Annotated in this window: 19 protein-coding genes; 10 read left to right on the plus strand and 9 right to left on the minus strand. The window is 56.7% G+C overall.

The genetic code is table 11. From position 1 onward, the window contains the following. Nucleotides 1-173: 173 nt before the first annotated feature. From modA to modC, 3 genes are read left to right on the plus strand one after another with little or no spacing between them, the layout of a single operon-like run. The gene (gene modA / locus ASD8599_RS13755; RefSeq protein ID WP_108829063.1) at nucleotides 174-935 is read left to right on the plus strand and encodes a molybdate ABC transporter substrate-binding protein; all 762 of its coding nucleotides are present in this window, start codon (nucleotides 174-176) and stop codon (nucleotides 933-935) included. Next, nucleotides 935-1636 (plus strand): molybdate ABC transporter permease subunit, encoded by a 702-nt coding sequence (gene modB, locus ASD8599_RS13760; protein WP_108829064.1) that lies wholly within the window; start codon nucleotides 935-937, stop codon nucleotides 1634-1636. The genes modA and modB overlap by 1 nt, the downstream gene beginning before the upstream one ends. Nucleotides 1637-1643: 7 nt before the next feature. Then, complete coding sequence (modC, locus tag ASD8599_RS13765) at nucleotides 1644-2726, plus strand: molybdenum ABC transporter ATP-binding protein (protein WP_108829065.1); 1083 nt, start codon at nucleotides 1644-1646, stop codon at nucleotides 2724-2726. Nucleotides 2727-2750: 24 nt separating this feature from the next. On the opposite strand, the gene ASD8599_RS13770 is transcribed toward modC, so the two are convergent. Together ASD8599_RS13770 and ASD8599_RS13775 are read right to left on the minus strand one after the other, a co-directional pair. Then, a complete protein-coding gene (locus ASD8599_RS13770; RefSeq protein WP_108829066.1) occupies nucleotides 2751-3530 on the minus strand; it encodes an EcsC family protein in 780 nt (259 codons plus the stop codon). A 46-nt stretch (nucleotides 3531-3576) separates the two neighbouring features. Further along, nucleotides 3577-4065, minus strand: coding sequence for a GNAT family N-acetyltransferase (locus tag ASD8599_RS13775; RefSeq protein WP_108830190.1), 489 nt, complete (start codon nucleotides 4063-4065; stop codon nucleotides 3577-3579). 100 nt (nucleotides 4066-4165) lie between these two features. Here ASD8599_RS13775 and ASD8599_RS13780 point away from each other — a divergent pair, with 100 nt between their 5' ends. Then, nucleotides 4166-4771, plus strand: a complete 606-nt coding sequence (locus ASD8599_RS13780) for a flavin reductase family protein (protein ID WP_108830191.1) — start codon at nucleotides 4166-4168, stop codon at nucleotides 4769-4771. 165 nt (nucleotides 4772-4936) lie between these two features. Next, nucleotides 4937-5389 (plus strand): GFA family protein, encoded by a 453-nt coding sequence (locus tag ASD8599_RS13785; protein WP_108829067.1) that lies wholly within the window; start codon nucleotides 4937-4939, stop codon nucleotides 5387-5389. Between the two features lie 60 nt (nucleotides 5390-5449). On the opposite strand, the gene ASD8599_RS13790 is transcribed toward ASD8599_RS13785, so the two are convergent. Further along, nucleotides 5450-5851, minus strand: a complete 402-nt coding sequence (locus ASD8599_RS13790) for a DM13 domain-containing protein (RefSeq protein ID WP_108829068.1) — start codon at nucleotides 5849-5851, stop codon at nucleotides 5450-5452. 177 nt (nucleotides 5852-6028) lie between these two features. On the opposite strand from ASD8599_RS13790, the gene ASD8599_RS13795 reads away from it, so the two are divergent. Continuing rightward, on the plus strand, nucleotides 6029-6592 hold the full coding sequence (locus tag ASD8599_RS13795) for a TetR/AcrR family transcriptional regulator (RefSeq protein WP_108829069.1): 564 nt from the start codon (nucleotides 6029-6031) through the stop codon (nucleotides 6590-6592). Between the two features lie 3 nt (nucleotides 6593-6595). On the opposite strand, the gene ASD8599_RS13800 is transcribed toward ASD8599_RS13795, so the two are convergent. Beyond that, entirely contained in the window at nucleotides 6596-7186 is a 591-nt protein-coding gene (locus ASD8599_RS13800) for a class I SAM-dependent methyltransferase (RefSeq protein ID WP_108829070.1), read from the minus strand. A gap of 90 nt (nucleotides 7187-7276) precedes the next feature. Between ASD8599_RS13800 and ASD8599_RS13805 the strand changes: the two genes are divergently transcribed. Then, entirely contained in the window at nucleotides 7277-7786 is a 510-nt protein-coding gene (locus tag ASD8599_RS13805; protein WP_108829071.1) for a hypothetical protein, read from the plus strand. 66 nt (nucleotides 7787-7852) lie between these two features. Continuing rightward, nucleotides 7853-9814 carry a DNA gyrase/topoisomerase IV subunit B gene (locus tag ASD8599_RS13810; protein WP_108829072.1) on the plus strand — a complete coding sequence of 654 codons (1962 nt, stop codon included), beginning with the start codon at nucleotides 7853-7855 and terminating at the stop codon, nucleotides 9812-9814. Between the two features lie 768 nt (nucleotides 9815-10582). Here the strand turns inward: ASD8599_RS13810 and ASD8599_RS13815 are convergent. After that, entirely contained in the window at nucleotides 10583-11059 is a 477-nt protein-coding gene (locus ASD8599_RS13815; protein ID WP_245926045.1) for a c-type cytochrome, read from the minus strand. Between the two features lie 463 nt (nucleotides 11060-11522). On the opposite strand from ASD8599_RS13815, the gene ASD8599_RS13820 reads away from it, so the two are divergent. Beyond that, on the plus strand, nucleotides 11523-11933 hold the full coding sequence (locus ASD8599_RS13820) for a PaaI family thioesterase (RefSeq protein WP_108829073.1): 411 nt from the start codon (nucleotides 11523-11525) through the stop codon (nucleotides 11931-11933). After that, nucleotides 11930-12613, plus strand: coding sequence for a hypothetical protein (locus tag ASD8599_RS13825; protein WP_108829074.1), 684 nt, complete (start codon nucleotides 11930-11932; stop codon nucleotides 12611-12613). Before ASD8599_RS13820 ends, ASD8599_RS13825 begins: the two co-directional genes overlap by 4 nt. A gap of 3 nt (nucleotides 12614-12616) precedes the next feature. Here ASD8599_RS13825 and ASD8599_RS13830 read toward each other — a convergent pair whose 3' ends face one another. From ASD8599_RS13830 to ASD8599_RS13845, 4 genes are all read right to left on the minus strand, one after another. Continuing rightward, a complete protein-coding gene (locus tag ASD8599_RS13830) occupies nucleotides 12617-13603 on the minus strand; it encodes an Ldh family oxidoreductase (protein ID WP_108829075.1) in 987 nt (328 codons plus the stop codon). A gap of 71 nt (nucleotides 13604-13674) precedes the next feature. Continuing rightward, nucleotides 13675-15036: a calcium-binding protein gene (locus tag ASD8599_RS13835; protein ID WP_108829076.1), complete on the minus strand. Its 1362-nt coding sequence runs from the start codon at nucleotides 15034-15036 to the stop codon at nucleotides 13675-13677. Between the two features lie 143 nt (nucleotides 15037-15179). Then, the gene (locus ASD8599_RS13840) at nucleotides 15180-15860 is read right to left on the minus strand and encodes an ABC transporter ATP-binding protein (RefSeq protein WP_108829077.1); all 681 of its coding nucleotides are present in this window, start codon (nucleotides 15858-15860) and stop codon (nucleotides 15180-15182) included. After that, a complete protein-coding gene (locus tag ASD8599_RS13845) occupies nucleotides 15853-17139 on the minus strand; it encodes an ABC transporter permease (protein WP_108829078.1) in 1287 nt (428 codons plus the stop codon). The genes ASD8599_RS13840 and ASD8599_RS13845 overlap by 8 nt, the downstream gene beginning before the upstream one ends. Nucleotides 17140-17167: the final 28 nt, after the last annotated feature.

Here is a 17167-nt window from a genome sequence, read left to right on the forward strand (position 1 = left end):
GATTTACGCCCATCATCAAGGGCGCACGGCGTGAGGTTTCGTGCCGCAAAATAGGGTAAATGCCAATGGCTTGCCAGTGCATGGTTAAAATAATGTTATTTTCCAGACAGTTGAGGCGACACGTGACACAGAAGGCCTTGCAGCTTTCGTAGGGCTCATGAATAGTCTGCGCCATGACATGGCCCTTTAAAACCAAAGGCTTGCCCGCAGGATCAAGGGCGGGCGGTGTATGCGCAATCTGGCTTGTGCTTGCCAATGCTGCATCCTTTGCACAGGCCGAGACACTTGTGTTTGCAGCCGCCTCTTTGCGGGATGTTCTGCAAGACGTGGCACAGTTAAGCGACACCAAGGTGACAGTTTCAGCCACCGGATCAGGCACAATCGCGCGGCAGGTGGCGCAAGGGGCGCCAGCCGATGTGATTGTTCTGGCCCATGATCAGTGGATGGATTGGCTTGAAACCGAAGGTGTTGTTGACCCGTCGCACAGGCACATTGTTGCACGGAATACACTGGTGGTCATCGGCCCCGCGAAGAGTGCAGCACTGCAAGCCCCAAACGATATGCTCGACCGTCTGGGCACTGATCGACTGGCAATGGGGCAACGCGATGCTGTGCCTGCGGGGCTTTACGCAAAGGCTTGGCTTCAACGGGTAGAGCTTTGGGACAAAACGAAAAACCAACTGGCGGAAACTGACAATGTGCGCGGTGCTTTGGCTTTTGTCGCACGCGGCGAAGCCCCCCTTGGCATCGTTTACGCCACCGATGCCCAAGCCGACATAAACGTGAGCGTGGTGTATGACATCCCCCCGCAGGATCATCCCCCCATCACCTATCCCGGCGCAGCACTGACCCCCGCCGGCGCTGAATTCTTAACCCTTTTAAAAAGCGAACCCGCACAACTTGTCTTTGAACAGCACGGGTTCAAAAGCCCATGATGACTTTGGACGCCGCCAGTTGGGACGCTTTGGGGCTGTCGCTGTTGGTGGCAAGTACTGCCACATTGTGTGCCTTGCCGCTGGCCCTCTGGGTGGCGTGGCTTTTGGCGCGGGGCACCTTCAAAGGCAAAGCGCTGCTGAATGCGATCGTGCATCTGCCCCTAGTGCTGCCCCCTGTGGTGACGGGTTACATCCTGCTGGTTGTGTTTGGTCGAAATGGTCCCGTCGGGCATCTGCTGGACAGCGTGTTCGGTATCACGCTTGCATTCAAATGGACCGGCGCCGTGTTGGCTGCGGTGATTATGGGGTTTCCCTTGATGGTGCGTGCCATGCGCCTTGCCATTGAAGCGGTAGACCCGAAACTTGAGGTCGCCGCGCGCACTTTGGGCGCCCCCCCTTTGGCCGTCTTTTCAACCGTGACCTTGCCCCTAATCTTGCCCGGCGTTCTGGCGGGGGCCGTCATGGGGTTTGCCAAGGCTTTGGGCGAATTCGGCGCCACGATTACATTTGTGGCCAATATTCCGGGGCAAACGCAGACACTGCCCTCAGCGATCTACGCGTTTTTGCAAGTTCCGGGCGGCGAAGACCGCGCCATCGCCCTAGTTATATGGGCCTGTCTGATTGCATTTGCTGCTGTGGCTCTTTCCGAATGGCTGGCGCACAAAGTGGCCCGGCGCATACAGGGGCAAACACAGGCATGAGGCACACATGACCCTGCGCATAGACATCACACACAGCCTTGGCGGTTTCACCTTGGACACCTGCTTTGAGGCAGGTCCGGGTGTGACCGCAGTTTTCGGCCGTTCTGGCGCGGGAAAAACAACGCTTATCAATGCGGTTGCGGGGGTCATTGCACCGGACAGCGGACGGATCACATTTGGTGATGATACGCTGTTTGATGTCCGCACAAACGTCCCCCCTCACAAACGTCAAATGGGGTATGTCTTTCAAGACGCACGGCTTTTTCCCCATATGAGCGTTGCGAAGAACCTAGATTATGCCGTGCGCTTTGCTGCGCAAAGGCCACAAGGGGCACAGCGCAATGACGTGATCGAATTGCTGGGTCTTGGACCTTTGCTGTCTCGTGCACCGCATGATCTATCAGGCGGCGAAAAGCAGCGCGTTGCTTTGGGACGGGCTTTGCTGAGCCGTCCTCGCGCCTTACTCATGGACGAACCTCTTGCTGCTTTGGACGCCGCGCGCAAAGATGCGATCCTGCCATATCTTGAGCGGCTGAAATCTACAGCGCCTGCCCTGCCCATTCTATACGTTAGCCACGCATTGGATGAGGTGGCCCGTCTTGCCGACAACATTGTAGTGTTGTCGCAGGGCAAAGTGGCCGCACAGGGGCCCATTTTCGATGTGCTGTCAGACCCGAACGCCGTTCCCCTGTTGGGCGTGCGCCAAGCGGGCGCAATTGTGTGTGCAACAGTCGTCAATCATGGGCCAGAGGGCTTAAGCACATTGCGCACAAGCGCGGGCACGCTGACGCTGCCCGGTGTACAGGCCGCTATCGGCAGCACCGTCAGGTTGCGGATACTGGCGCAAGACGTCATTTTATCGCCCCGCAAGCCGGAAGGTCTTTCAACAGCCAACGTTCTGCCGGTGACAGTGACCACCATCAAAACGGGGATCGGACCGGGGGCCGCTGTTGGCCTGTTGGCGGGAACCGACAGGTTGTTGGCTCGTATCCCTGCCCCTGCGATCAAAGATCTGAACATCAAACCCGGCACGTCCTGTTACGCTTTGATCAACGCAACTTCTGTGGCCCCAAGTTCGATCGGGCGCTAAATCACGCCGACACCGCATTTGACGTTAGGCCCGTTTCACAGGCAGCGATTGCATTCTGGCGCGCAGTTTCTCGACAAGTTCCTCGTGCGTGCAGTCCGCTTCTATGGCCAGCTTGCGCAACCCAAAGTGCACATGGGCAATGTCGGTGTAGTAACTGGTATAGGCGTAGTTGGTCGCGGCCCCTGCAACAGCCCCCAAAACCGGAACCGCCTGCGCGGCCAGTTTCTGGCCCAACACGACAGCCAATCGTGGGGCCACGCGCGAGATCACGGCCTGAACGGCTGCTCCGGACAGGGCCGCACGGGCAGACAAAAACGCCAAATCCGCGCTATCGTCATGTTCTAACGGTCCCGCGGCCGCAAAGACCTGCACACAGTCAAAGCGCACGCTATCAGCGGCCGGATCAAAGCCGTGTTCCGCCGCTACGCCTTCAATAACGCGCAACAGCAAGGTTGTGGTGACAGGCAGTTCCGCAAGCGCTGTGGGAAGACCGCCAAACCCACCCGCGGCCCCCATTGCGGTACTTACGGCCGAATTCAGCCAGCCCGGCTGATCTGCAACCACCCCCCTTGACGTGTGGGCCACCTTCATGGCCTGCCCCAGTGCCGTAACAGTGGCGTCCTGCAATCCATCGCGCACTTTGGCTGGCAGCTTTGACAAAAGCCCCCCCGCCTGTGCGCCCAACATGTTCAACAGATCAATCCCGACGCCGCCTGCCCCTTTGTAACGTGTCGCCAAAGCGTCCAATGCCGCCTCGACATCAACCGCTTCGTCAGACGTTGGCAGCAAGATCAAATCGTTCATAAATGGCGCTCCTTTGTCTATAAGATTGGGGGGCTTGCGCCAATTTTCAATGTGCAAAGCGGCGCACGGCACCGACCACACCATCCCAAGCCCCTGAACGCAGCGCCCGCCCCAACACCCGCGCAGGGTTTGTCGGCGGCGGCATAACGACCCCTTCCAAGCGTTCAAATCCGAAGCGTTTGTAATAGGGCGCATCGCCCACAAGCATCACACGGTCCCATGCCGCGGCTTCCGGCACGTTCAGGCTGGCCTCGATCAATTGCCCCCCCAATCCTTCACCTTGGCGGGTCGGGTGAACCGCGACAGGTCCCAGCAGCAAACTTGGCACATCGCCAACACGGACCGGCCAAAACCGGATTGCGCCCGCCAAAATGCCATCACTGTCGCGTGCCACCATGCTAAGGCCCGATACCGCAGGCACATCATCGCGCAAGCGGTAAGACGACAACGCTTCGCGGCCCGGCGCAAAACACAGATCATATAGCGCCTCGACCTCCCACCAATCATCTATCGTTTCAGGACAAAGGGCATACATTGGTGCAAGTTCAATTGTTGTTACGTTGAGGGAACGGTCTGGCATCCGCCCTAGCATGGCGTTACCCCTTTGCCAAACCATCAAACTCAAGGCGCTTGCAATGTTCTATGAACCCAAAAACGGCCACCCCTTGCCACACAACCCATTCAACGCGATTGTCACACCCCGCCCCATCGGCTGGATATCAACCCGCGACGCGCAGGGGCGCAACAATTTGGCCCCCTATTCCTTCTTCAACGCCGTCGCTTATGTCCCGCCGCAGGTGATGTTTGCCTCAACAGGCGTGAAAGACGACCAAGACAACACAAAAGACAGCGTCGCCAACATCCGGGACACCGGCGTGTTTTGTGTGAACATTGTGGAAAGCGCTGCGCGCGATGCCATGAACACGACCTCGGCCGCGTTTGACAAAACCCAAGACGAATTTGCGAAGGCCGGTCTCACACCGGTTGATTGTGAAACCATCAATTGTGCGCGGATCAGCGGCGTGCCTGCATCACTGGAATGTCGTATGACCCAGATCGTACAGATCGAAGGCGCGTCCAATTACGTGGTGTTTGGTGAAGTGACCGGTGTGCATATGCGCGATGACACCATTGTGGACGGGCGATTCGATGTGACCACATTCCAACCGTTGTCGCGCCTTGGGTATCGGGACTATGCAGTTGTCGACAACATCTTTGAACTGAACCGCCCGGACGACTAGGCTCAGGACTCATTATCTTAATGGGTTCTGAGCCTGGGATGGTGATCTTTGCGCAAAGGCTTGGGGCGTTGTGAACTCCGGTCTTTGAAAGTTTTGACGATCTGTTGGATTTTTTCGTGAAACGCCTGCTATAAAGGTCGGCATATCCCCAAAGAAAGAAATCCAATGGCGCGTCCCAAGCCACCCCTGACGGGGGCATGTCTGTGTGGTGCAGTTCAAGTCACCGTAACAGCCCCCCCTTTGTTGACCCTTGCCTGCCATTGCGGCGGCTGCAAAAAACTAACCGCCAGCGCATTTTCCTTAACCACAATGGTCCCAAAAGACGGGTTTGCCTGCACAGGCGACGTGATCAAAGGCGGGCTTCAGCAAGGCGGCCGTCACCACTACTTTTGCAAATCATGCCTCAACTTTGTGTTCTCCGAAATCGAAGAGGCCGAGTTCCGTGTCAATTTGCGTACATCAGTTTTGGATGATGCAGCGTTGTTCCCGCCATTTGTTGAAGTGATGGTGGATCAGAAACTGCCGTGGGCTAACGTGCAGGCCCAACACAGCTTTGGCGCGCTTCCGGACTCCCTTGAGGTTCTGCAAAGCCTCATGGACGCCTATTCCAAACAATAGCACCACAAACAGGATCAGCCGCCCCCGAAGGGACGGCTTTCACCCACTGTCATCGTTTGCTTATTGCAGTGCCGCGACCCCCAAAGGCACGCCAAACTTCAAGCACCAGATGTAGACTTCGTTGAAGTCATCGACGTTCACGGATGCTGGCACTTTGTAAACTTGCTTGCCGTTCAGGTTTTCCAGTTTCCCCAGGTCCGTCGCAGCCACGAAGGCCCCGTCTTTGCCAAAGCCCACACGCGGGTCGGGCGCACCATCCAAGCTGAAATCATCACCCAATACGACCAAGGCGCTGCCATCGTCTTGTTTGATCACTTGCACAACGCCGGTTGTGATGTGTTCGCTGGCCCCTGTGAAGGTGCCCGAAGCTGCAACAGTTTCGGCAACGGCGGATGTTGTCAGGCTGGTGAATGCTGCGGCGCTCAGAGACAGGGCAAGTGCTGCGGAGAGAATAAGTTTCATGATGTGGTCCTTCGCGATGTGCCCGTATCGCTGCCGATCAGCGCTTGGGGCGTTGGGTTGTTGTGTTCCGTGAAACCTAGATAGAGTAAGGAACCGAATAGTTCCAAACACGTTTTCGTGAATTATTGACCAATTGGTTCCCAACGCTATATTGGCAAGGTAAGGAGACCCGACATTATGGCCAGACCCAGAGAATTCGACACTGAAGACGCCCTTGAAAAAGCAATGAATGTCTTTTGGGAACGCGGATATGAGGAAGCTTCGTTGCCCGACTTGCTGGACGGCATGGGCCTGTCCCGCGGCAGCTTGTACAAAGCGTTCACCGACAAAAAGACGTTGTTTCTTCAATCTTTGGAAAACTACGACCAACATATCGTTTGTGATGCTGCAGCCAGCCTAAGTGCCCCCCCCACACGCACAGGACCAAACGGGTGGGACCGAATCATCGGTCTATTTGAAAATGTCGCGAATGCGTGGGACGCAGGTGACAGACGCGGATGTCTGTTGTGCTCTGCGGCTGTAGGCCCTGCGTCTTATGACGCGGAAATTGCGGACGCAGTATCCCAAGGACTGATGAAGTTACGCCATGCCTTTGCGGCAGCCCTTGGGGAACACGGCGAAACATATGCTGATATGCTGGTCATGCAATACATCGGATTGCGCGTTCTTTGCCGGTCCCATGTGGCCCCGAACGTTGTGCACAACGGCGTAAAATCTTTGTACGTGTTGCGCGATCTGTAGGCATCAATCGCGTCGTTTCAGCACAACCCATGTCCAACGCACACCGGCGGCCCGATTTTTCGACTGTGCCGACGCCGTACCCTGTTCATGCACACACTCGAAACCATGGTGATCAGCCTGCGCCTTCAGGTGGTCCAAATCGATGTCGAACATGGGGCGATCCGGATGCCCCAAACCATGCCGCAAAGACAAAACAACGGTCCCCCGTGGCGCCAACAGCGCATACAAACGCGGCAAGCTGGCCTGCCTTTGCATTTCCGACAGGTGCTGCCACACGCCCAAAACCAAGATACAATCGAAGGGACCTGTCACAGCATTCAAATGCGGCAGGCGATCTTCTATCCATGTCACACATGGGTGCCCGCGGTTCTGGCACGACAATGCTGGCACCGGATCGATGGCATGAACGAGATACCCCTGCTGCGCAAACCACACTGCGTCACGACCAGAACCTGCCCCCACATCCAGAATATGGGCAGGCGACGCAGGCAGCAGGTCTTGGACAGGGGCCAGCAGTGTTCTGGAACACACAGCATCATACGCCTTGCGTAGCTTTGGGGCTGCCGCTTCGTACCCTGCAACAACATCACACATGCGCCGCGCCCCCTTGGATGTCTTTGGTGATTTCGAACCTCACCCTCATACCACTCGAATTTTTGCCAACATACCCATAGGCTGCCCCCTATGGCAGCCAACGAATTACACATCCGCATCCAGGCAGAACCCTTAGCCTATTGGTTTATCATCGGCTGCCTTACGCTTTTTGGCATCATGTGCATGACCAGTTTTATAAACCGGATCAATTACGCAGGCCCGGACGAATATTTCATGGGCACGATGGGCACCTTTTGCCTGTGGGCCGCGGTCCGTTCCTATAGCTACTTCACGCACCCAAACCTAAGCGTGACGAAAGACAGCATAACATATCGCCCCTTCTGGTCGCCCAAACGACATCTTGCGTTTCATGGAATAGATCACTTCGTGTATCGCTGCGATGACATCGAACCACGCAGCTATCTTTTTCGGCGCAGCGGCACACCGACGGGCCGTCTTTTGACAATCCACAGGCTTACAGCCTTTCCAATGTCAGGCAAGCCCACCACCATCATCCTACCCAGTTTTCAAAATCACCAAATTCAGGCGATCCTTTCAGCCATCAGCCTCAACAGCACCCGCAAAATCAGACACGCGTGATGTCTTCCCCCGCCCCCTTTGCTCTGGCATACTAGGGATCAACCAATAAAAAAACCGAGCACGCCCATGTCCGATGATCTGCTAAAGCCCAACACAAAAAGCGCCGATGATTACGACGCCTCCTCGATTCAAGTGCTTGAGGATATGGAGCACGTCCGCCTGCGCCCCGGCATGTATATCGGCGGCAAAGACGATCGCGCACTGCATCACATGGTGGCGGAAATCGTCGACAACTCTATGGACGAAGCCGTCGCAGGGCACGCCACATGGATCGAAGTCGAATTGCACGAAAACGGGCATGTGTCTGTGCGCGACAATGGGCGGGGCATCCCCACAGGACCACACCCCAAGGACCCGTCCAAAACCGCGCTGGAAATCATCTTTTGTACGCTCAACGCAGGCGGCAAGTTCAGCGGCGACAGCTATGAAACCTCTGGCGGCCTGCACGGCGTTGGATCATCCGTGGTCAACGCGCTGTCCGACCATCTGCGCGTTGAAGTCGCCCGTAACAAAGAACTGTTTGCGATGGAATTTTCGCGCGGCGTGCCCCAAGGCAAGCTTGAGAAAATCGGCGCGGCGCCCAACCGGCGCGGCACCGCTGTCACCTTCCACCCCGACGCAGACATCTTCGGCGCACTGAAACTGAAACCCGCCCGCCTGTTCAAAATGGCAAGATCCAAAGCCTACCTGTTTTCAGGCGTCGAAATCCGCTGGAAAACGGGCATCGATGATGGCGAGACACCCAAAGAGGCGAAGTTCCACTTCCCCGGCGGCCTCGCTGATTACCTTTCGGAAACTTTCCAAGGGGCCACGACCTACTCCGAAACACCCTTTGCGGGGTCCGTCAGCTTTGAAAAATTCAAAGTCCCCGGCAAAGTCGAATGGGCCATCAACTGGACACCGGCCCGCGACGGATTTATCCAAAGCTACTGCAACACGGTCCCAACCCCAGAAGGCGGCACACACGAGGCAGGTTTCTGGGCCGCGATCCTCAAAGGCGTCAAAGCCTACGGCGAATTGGTGAACAACAAAAAAGCCTCCACGATCACACGTGAAGACCTGATCACAGGGGCCGGGGCCTTGGTGTCCTGCTTCATCCGCGAACCTGAATTTGTCGGCCAAACCAAAGACCGGTTGGCGACGGTCGAAGCCCAACGCATGGTCGAAAACTCTGTGCGCGACCACTTTGACAACTGGCTGGCGGCTGACACAAAATCCGCAGGGGCTATTTTGGATTTCTTGGTGCTGCGCGCCGAAGAGCGTCTGCGCCGCCGTCAGGAAAAAGAAACCGCGCGCAAAACCGCCACGAAAAAGCTGCGCCTGCCCGGCAAGCTGACGGACTGTTCAAGCAAAGACCGCGAAGGCACGGAATTGTTCATCGTGGAGGGCGACAGCGCGGGCGGCTCTGGCAAGGGTGCGCGCAACCGCAAAACCCAAGCGCTTTTGCCCCTCAAAGGTAAAATCCTGAACGTTCTGGGCGCAGCCTCTTCCAAACTGGGGTCAAACGCCGAAATATCAGACCTTTGCGAAAGCCTCGGCTGCGGCATGGGAACCAAGTTCAACCTCGACGATCTGCGCTACGAAAAAATCATCATCATGACCGACGCGGACGTCGACGGCGCCCACATCGCAGCCCTTCTGATGACCTTCTTCTTCACCCAAATGCGCCCGATGATCGACGCGGGCCATTTGTACCTCGCCTGCCCGCCTTTGTACCGTTTGACGCAGGGCGCCAACCGCGTCTACGTGACCAGCGACGCCGAAAAAGATGAAGTCATGGCCAAAGGCTTGGGCGGCAAAGGCAAAATCGACCTACAGCGGTTCAAAGGCTTGGGCGAAATGGACGCCAAAGACCTGAAAGAAACCACAATGGACCCCGCGACGCGGAAACTGATCAGGGTCACGATTGACGAGGACGAACCGGGTGAGACCGGCGATCTGGTCGAGCGTTTGATGGGGAAAAAGCCAGAGCTGCGGTATGAGTACATTCAAGAGAACGCGCGGTTTGTGGAGGAGTTGGATGTTTAAAGGACATGAGTTGAAGCCAATCAGCAGTTCTTTACTCAAGAAAAATTACACTTAAGGAATTGAAAAGATTTACAATTTTATCAAAATCAAGTAAAATTATCTTGTAAATCGCCCAAATTAGGAGCACGAATTCCATGAGACTTTTCAACACCTTAAACAGCATCAAAACGAATCGTAAAGAGAAAATAAATGCCTTTAAAATCAAAGGCTTACGTCTTTTCTCTGACCCATTGGTAGCAAGAGGGCACGTAAGAACTGTCGCTACGCTCCGCCCTCTTGCTACCAATGGGTCAGAACGAAAGTTGTGTCAACCCACATAATGCAATAATATCCTACGAGCGCCCTTATTGCAACGTATGGCTTGCTAATTGAGATTTACACCTACAGCTTCCAATTTTCTAACACGAATAGGTGGTCTCCCTCTCTCGCATTCTTACCGAATACGCTGCCGGGTCCGCGCCCCTGCGGGAACGCTGAGGCTGCCAAAATGCAGGGCATTTAAGTCAGAGCGCTATTAAACTAAGCACTGTTTTGGCAATCAATCACGCACTGTCACCGCCAAAAGACCAAAAAACCAAGGCCCCGCCTTGGGCCGCGCCCGACCCTCCCCACGGGAGGGCGCACTGCGTGCCCCCTGGTCTGCGACCGCTCCGGCCTCAAAAGGTCCCCAGGACCTTTTGCAAGACGGCCTCCGCCCCAGGGTCAGGCGCAGCCCATCCGCCGCCCCTCTCGTGCATTGCTCCGCAATACCCTGCCGGGGCTACGCGTTCACTCTGTGTCCACTTGCACCTCTTCCAAATACACCATCAACGCCGCCAGTGCCCTCGGCACAGGCGTCAAAACCCCGTCCACCTCAATCGGCACCAAATCGTCATTAAACAACAGCCCGAACTCCGGCATCTCGTGGCTTTCAAACGGTGCCCTCGTGTAACCATCGATCGTCGACAACATCTGGGCCCGGTCCAGCCCGCGTGCATAGAGCGTTGTCAGGTTCGCAGGCAGCGGCCCGTCGTAGCCTTCCCACGCCTCGCCCCCCATCGCGTTTTGACCGTGGCATTGGGCGCAGTAATCCAGAAACAAGGTTCGCCCTTCTGCCTGATCCGGCATGGACGCTTCCTTGCGTGCGAACAGACCGCCGAAAGGCCGCGCATCTTCCCCGTCGGGGCTGGATCCCCCCTGCTGCGCGGACGTGGCACATGCCGCCACGCCCACGCACAAAGCTGTCGTCACAATCCAATCTCGCATCGAAGTCCCCCTTGTTTCAGGTAGTTTGAAACAACACAACACGATGCGCCCTGACCTAGATCAAAACGCAAAAGAAGGCAGTGCAGGGGCACCACCTTCTCGCAACAAAACCAGTCCACTCTTTATCCATCACCATCACTACAAATCAGCGATGAACATTCGGTTTATGGCTTGCGTGTTTTAGACCACAGTCACAGTGACGGCCCACAAGCTCATCAGGGCTGCAAATCCGAAAACGGTGGGGATGATGACTTTCTCCATGACAAATCTTCCTTTCCAAGCAAAGCCTTAGCCTTGCGGTGCGTGCCGCGGCGGGTTGTCCGCTGCGATCATGATAAAGAGGTAGGTGCGACATAATGACACAAACACCCCCACTTCCATCACCCTTCATCACGCGTTGCGGAGCGCTTGAAACTTTTGCCGCAGGCCTTACTCTGGCCCCCATTCCAAAGGACACCACACGATGACCCCTGAAAAAGCCCAAGCCATTCTGGATGAGAACTTTGCCCCTTGGGTGCGTGCGCTTGATCCTCGGGTAACCAAAATTTCATCAGCCGGCGCTGTGCTGGAAATCCCTATCACTGATCAAATTACCCGCATGGGGGATATCGTGTCGGGTCAAACGATGGCCACATTGGCAGACACTGCAATGGTATTCGCCTGCATCGGTGACCTTGGAACATTGGAACCTGTGGCCACCGTCACCCTTGATACACAATTCCTGCGCCCCGGATCGGGGCGGATGCTGCGGGCCGAGGCCAGCGTGACGCGCACAGGTAAGGCGATGATCTTCACCCGCTGCGTGTTGACCACATGGCCAGGGGGCAAAGATGTCGCCCACGCCACTGCCACTTTTGCGCGGCCTACAAAATGAAGCATCTTCTGGCGTTTTTCCTGTGTCTAGGTCTGGCATCCTGTGGCCGTCCGCTGACGGAAACCGAAATTGCATTTAGCAAAACGATTCACGGCGATGCGTTGGATGTCTCACGCGTGCGTTTGCACGACGGCGCCCCCACCCGCGCCGTCACGTTCAAACGCAAACCGCGTCCACGCACGACCTGCCGCGAGCGTATTTTGCCACCGCCTACAACAGATATCGTCACGGCGAAACCCGCGGCTGTTGCCTTGTTTAACACTGTCTTGTTCGACAAGGACTGGTTTTTGGACGACTATCTACCAGACTATCCGGACCGTATCGGGCTGGTGGCTGCGATGCTGCTGGCACATGAACTGACCCACGTCTGGCAATGGCAAAACCGCGCCGAAACAGGATACTCACCACTGCGTGCCGCATCCGAACATTCGAAAGGCGGCGATCCCTATCTGTTTGATATTACCAAACAACCTAAGTTCTCGGACTTCGGCTTTGAGCAGCAAGGCGCCATCGTGGAAGAATTCGTCTGCTGCCGCGCCCTCGTCCCCCAAGCCCCGCGCACCCAACGCCTGCATGCGTTGATTTCCGGCGCGATGCCTGTGGCCCCACTGCCCCAATCCCGCGAACATGCGGTGCGTATGCCATGGGATGGGGTGCAGATTAAAGGGATTTGCGGTTAGGGTTTAGGCCGTTGCTTCGGCCAGACCGGTGACAAGTTCCCAGACCGCATCCGGCACCTCGACGGGATCCGCCGCAACGCGGTTTTGCCCCGGCATACGTGCCCCTGCGTCATGGGATACGGCTTGTGCCAGTTCTGCCATACGTTCCCCGAACCCATCGGTCACGCTTGGGTCCATGATAATGTAGTATTGCCCCAGATCATGCGGTGCGCCTTCCGGGGCCTTCAGGGGCTTCACGTCTTTACTCAGAACCGACCCTGTCATGCCAGCCGCAAGAACTTCAGCCATCAGCCCAAAACCCCAGCCCTTGTAGCCCCCCATAGACACCAACGATCCGCCAAGCGCCGCTTCCGGGTCTGTGGTGGGGTTGCCGTCTTTGTCGACGGCCCATCCTTCGGGAATACGCTCACCCGCTGCTTTGGCCATGGTTATTTTGCCCAAAGCCACGGTGGTTGTAGATTGATCAAATTGCATCGCCAGACCGCCCTTGCCGTCAGGGACCGAGAACGCGATAGGGTTCGTGCCGATGACGCGGGTTTTCCCGCCAGGAGCCGCCACGATCGGCGACGCGTTGGTCAGGCCAATTGCGACAAACCCCGCGTTGGCAATCTGTTCGGTGAAATATCCCAACGATGTGCAGGTGTGTGCATGGCAAATAGCCAAGGTCGCCGTGCCAAACTGGCGGGCTGCATCCAGTGCAGTTGCAATGCCATAGGCGAAAGCAGGTTGTGCAAATCCGAACTGTGCGTCAACTTGAACAACCGCAGGACGCGGCGTTGTGATCAAGGGGGCCACTTCACCTTTGACACGACCGGACAGCAGTTGCTGGCAATAGCTTTCCACATAATACAGCCCGCAAATGCGGTTGCCGTGGGCCTCTGCCTTGCGCACAGCGCGGGCCACCTCGGCGGCTGCAAAATTGCCTGCCCCATGCGCCAAAAGTGCTATGCGGACTGTTTTTTCAATTTCGTCTTGTGTGACCGTGACCATACCCGTCCCCCTGTTTCGACGTGTAGTCAAAACAAAGGGTTAGGCTTTGGTCAAGCGTTGATTGCGCCCGTTTAGGCTGTTGGTTCAACAATCACGATGTCATCTTCGTCCAAGGCGACACCGACACCCTGCAAGGTGATCGTCGCACCCGTGCTGAGTGTAATGATCAAATTGCCCTCATCAACGGTCTGGTCTGTAACCGAGACATCCCCCGGCACCAATGCTTGCACAACAAGGCTGTCTTCCGCGCCGTTGTAGTCGGTGATTGTCACAGCACCCGTCGTATCGCTGGCAACAATGAATTGATCTGCATCGGCGCCGCCGGTGCCAACATCGCCAGCCCCGAGGAACAACAAGTCTGCCCCCGCGCCACCCGTCAATGTGTCTGCAGAGGCGTCAGATGCCGCTGTTTGCGTGCTTGTTGTGCCATAAAGTGCGTCGTCGCCTTCACCGCCCTGCAAAAGATCCGCGCCTTCACCACCGGCCAGCGTATCATTGCCATCTCCACCTATCACAGTGTCTGCGCCGGCACCGCCATCTGCGCTGTCATCACCTGCGCCCGCATCAATGCTGTCGTCGCCCAGATCACCCGCAAGTGTGTCCGCGCCGATACCGCCAAGCAACGTGTCGTTGTCGTCGCCGCCCATGATGTCATCGTCGCCGTTGCCACCGTCCAACAGATCCGCGCCAGCACCACCGGTGATCGTGTCATTGTCGTCATTGCCTGCCACAACATCATCGCCGCCGCCGCCATTGATCACATCAGCGCCTTCATTCCCCGAAAACGTGTCCGCCCCCAGTCCGCCGTCCATCGTATCGTCACCTTGACCGCCGAATAGTGAATCGTCGCCCTCACCGCCATCCATGCTGTCATTGGCCAAGCCGCCGCTTAGGGAATCATTGCCCAAACCGCCCACAAGCGTGTCCGCACCGCTGCCACCTGACACGCTGTCGTCGCCTTCACCACCATCCAGCATGTCGTCGCCCGCACCACCTGTCAGGGCGTCATTGTCACCCCCGCCGCTCAAAGTGTCGCTGCCTGCGTCACCCGACAATGTGTCAGCGCCCAAATCACCCGAGATATTATCCCCGCCGTTGCCGCCACTGATCACGTCTGCGCCATCATTGCCCGACAGCACATCCGCACCATCTTCACCCAAGATCGAATCCGCACCGATGCCGCCTGAAATGACGTCTTCGCCGCCGCCGCCAGACAGCGTGTCTGCACCGTCTGCGCCGGTAATGGTGTCATCACCGCTTTCACCTGTCAGCGTCTCATCAGTGCCGTCCGTGCCTGTCAATGTCAGGCCGGGATTGCCGACGGGTTCTACAGGGTCCGTGCCGCCCCCATCATCGTCGGATATGGAATCCGTGTCGAAGACTGCAACCATCGGACCAAGCGCCGCGATCAACATGATCATAAGGGGTGTCATAGGTGGTACTCCTGAACAAACTCAAGCGTTGCGTTTACCATGACTTTTATTCAAAAAATACGCGCCACGCGGGAAACAAACTGTTTCCGCTTATGATGTGGCAATGCTAACGCACCTCAAAACTTATAAATTAAATCAGAGCCTTACGGCACAATCTGCCCTGCATCCAACCGCACCACCCGATCCATACGGGCTGCAAGTTCAAGGTTGTGCGTGGCAATCACCGCAGCCAGCCCTGTTCCACGGACAAGGTCCATCAAAGCACCAAAAACCTGGTCAGAGGTGGCCGGATCGAGATTGCCCGTTGGCTCATCCCCCAATAGCAAACGCGGCCCGTTGGCCAATGCCCTGCAGAACGCAACACGTTGTGCTTCGCCGCCCGACAGCTCTGCCGGACGATGCAAGCCGCGGCCTTTCAATCCAACCTTATCCAGCAGATCCAGCGCTTTGCCTTCCGCCATTTTCCGCGATGTGCCAGCGGCGAGTTGCGGCAAAACGATGTTCTCGACTGCGGAAAACTCGGGCAAAAGGTGATGGAACTGGTAAATGAACCCGACCTCATCACGCCGGATCACCGTGCGTTTATGGTCATTTAGCCGTGTGACATCGGTGCCATTAAAAACGACCGCCCCTGTATCAGGCTGATCCAAAAGCCCCGCCATGTGCAAAAGTGTCGATTTGCCTGCGCCTGATGGCGCCACCAAAGCCACAACTTCACCTGCCTGAACCGTCAGATCGATGCCGCGCAACACCTGAACTTCGCCGGGCAGACCTGCGTTGTATGTCTTGGCCAGCTTTTGCAACTGCAACACTGGATCACTCATAGCGCAACGCCTCTACCGGGTTCATTCGCGCCGCCTTTCGCGCAGGGAAAATCGTGATGATGAAACTGAGCCCCAATGACAATGCAACCGCTGCCACCACATCCCCCAGTTCAAGCTTGGCAGTGGGAAAGATAAATCCCTGTTGTTCCAAGGAAGTGCGCGCCTGTCCCATAAACAAGTCAACAAGCTGGTAAATGCCTTCAATGTTAACAGAAAAGAGCACACCCAACAGCAGACCGAACAGCGTGCCCATGGTGCCAATAGATGCACCAACAATGAAGAAAATCCGCAACACCTGCCCTTCCGTCAGCCCCATGGTGCGCAGAACACCAATATCGCGGCCCTTATTTTTCACCAGCATAATCAACCCACTGATGATGTTCATCGTTGCAATCAGCACCAGAATGGCCAGCAAAATAAACAGCGCGTTGTCCTGCATGGAAATCGCACGCATAAAGCCCCCTGCCCGTTCCTGCCATGTCCATGGCAGCGCACGATCGCCCGCCGCGGTCACAATCGCAGGCACAAGGGTCGCGATGTCTTCGGGGGCTTGCACCATCACTTCCAGTTCGGTTGCGACGCCTTCTTTGTTGAAAAATTCCTGAGCATCGGCAAGCGGAAGATAGGCCCGGCTTCCATCGATATCGAAGCTGCCGGAATTAAAGATGTAGACGACTTCGTAAGCGTTGATACGGGGACTTGTTCCAAAGGCTGTGCGCACGCCGTTGGGCGAAATCAGCTTGATGCGATCGCCAATACCAGCGTTCAACGCCCGCGCCACACCAGATCCGATAGCAATGCCCTGGTCAAACCGTGCGATATCACCGCGCCCGGTTTCGGGGTTCACAACCTTTGGCAAAGACGCCAGATCAGACGCGGCAATGCCGTAGACGTCCAGTCCGCTGTTGTCCTGACGCAGACTTGCCATGACTTGGCCGCGCACCAAAGGTGCCACGCGCGTGACCCCGGCCACGGCGCCAATACGCGCGGCCATGTCGCTGTAGTTGGCGATGTTGCGGTCTATCTGGCCGGTTTGCGTCACCTCACCCGCATTATAGATCGTCACGTGCGCGTTGGCCCCAAGGATTGTGCCGACAAATTCAGCGCGAAACCCTGCGCGCACCGCCAAGGTTGCGATCAACGCAAAAACGGCCAATGTGATCCCGATCAGGCTGATCCACGTCATGACGCTGACCCCGCCCTCGGCACGGCGGGCACGCAAATAGCGCCACGCGATCATCCATTCAAAGGGGGCAAAGGGCTTTGGGGTGCTGGCCATTTACGGCTCCTGCTGCTGCTCAGGCGCA

Source organism: Ascidiaceihabitans donghaensis, from assembly GCF_900302465.1.
Classification (GTDB): Bacteria; Pseudomonadota; Alphaproteobacteria; order Rhodobacterales; family Rhodobacteraceae; genus Ascidiaceihabitans; species Ascidiaceihabitans donghaensis.

What these genes read in the sequence shown, in the direction of transcription:
- ASD8599_RS13780 (WP_108830191.1), top strand. Translation starts at nt 4,166, where the DNA reads ATGTTCTATGAACCCAAAAACGGCCACCCCTTGCCACACAACCCATTC.
- ASD8599_RS13795 (WP_108829069.1), top strand. Translation starts at nt 6,029, where the DNA reads ATGGCCAGACCCAGAGAATTCGACACTGAAGACGCCCTTGAAAAAGCA.
- ASD8599_RS13775 (WP_108830190.1), bottom strand. Translation starts at nt 4,065, where the DNA reads ATGTATGCCCTTTGTCCTGAAACGATAGATGATTGGTGGGAGGTCGAG.
- ASD8599_RS13770 (WP_108829066.1), bottom strand. Translation starts at nt 3,530, where the DNA reads ATGAACGATTTGATCTTGCTGCCAACGTCTGACGAAGCGGTTGATGTC.
- ASD8599_RS13840 (WP_108829077.1), bottom strand. Translation starts at nt 15,860, where the DNA reads ATGAGTGATCCAGTGTTGCAGTTGCAAAAGCTGGCCAAGACATACAAC.
- ASD8599_RS13790 (WP_108829068.1), bottom strand. Translation starts at nt 5,851, where the DNA reads ATGAAACTTATTCTCTCCGCAGCACTTGCCCTGTCTCTGAGCGCCGCA.
- ASD8599_RS13835 (WP_108829076.1), bottom strand. Translation starts at nt 15,036, where the DNA reads ATGACACCCCTTATGATCATGTTGATCGCGGCGCTTGGTCCGATGGTT.
- modA (WP_108829063.1), top strand. Translation starts at nt 174, where the DNA reads ATGACATGGCCCTTTAAAACCAAAGGCTTGCCCGCAGGATCAAGGGCG.
- modC (WP_108829065.1), top strand. Translation starts at nt 1,644, where the DNA reads ATGACCCTGCGCATAGACATCACACACAGCCTTGGCGGTTTCACCTTG.
- ASD8599_RS13800 (WP_108829070.1), bottom strand. Translation starts at nt 7,186, where the DNA reads ATGTGTGATGTTGTTGCAGGGTACGAAGCGGCAGCCCCAAAGCTACGC.
- ASD8599_RS13810 (WP_108829072.1), top strand. Translation starts at nt 7,853, where the DNA reads ATGTCCGATGATCTGCTAAAGCCCAACACAAAAAGCGCCGATGATTAC.
- ASD8599_RS13845 (WP_108829078.1), bottom strand. Translation starts at nt 17,139, where the DNA reads ATGGCCAGCACCCCAAAGCCCTTTGCCCCCTTTGAATGGATGATCGCG.
- ASD8599_RS13785 (WP_108829067.1), top strand. Translation starts at nt 4,937, where the DNA reads ATGGCGCGTCCCAAGCCACCCCTGACGGGGGCATGTCTGTGTGGTGCA.
- ASD8599_RS13825 (WP_108829074.1), top strand. Translation starts at nt 11,930, where the DNA reads ATGAAGCATCTTCTGGCGTTTTTCCTGTGTCTAGGTCTGGCATCCTGT.
- ASD8599_RS13805 (WP_108829071.1), top strand. Translation starts at nt 7,277, where the DNA reads ATGGCAGCCAACGAATTACACATCCGCATCCAGGCAGAACCCTTAGCC.
- ASD8599_RS13820 (WP_108829073.1), top strand. Translation starts at nt 11,523, where the DNA reads ATGACCCCTGAAAAAGCCCAAGCCATTCTGGATGAGAACTTTGCCCCT.
- ASD8599_RS13815 (WP_245926045.1), bottom strand. Translation starts at nt 11,059, where the DNA reads ATGCGAGATTGGATTGTGACGACAGCTTTGTGCGTGGGCGTGGCGGCA.
- ASD8599_RS13830 (WP_108829075.1), bottom strand. Translation starts at nt 13,603, where the DNA reads ATGGTCACGGTCACACAAGACGAAATTGAAAAAACAGTCCGCATAGCA.
- modB (WP_108829064.1), top strand. Translation starts at nt 935, where the DNA reads ATGACTTTGGACGCCGCCAGTTGGGACGCTTTGGGGCTGTCGCTGTTG.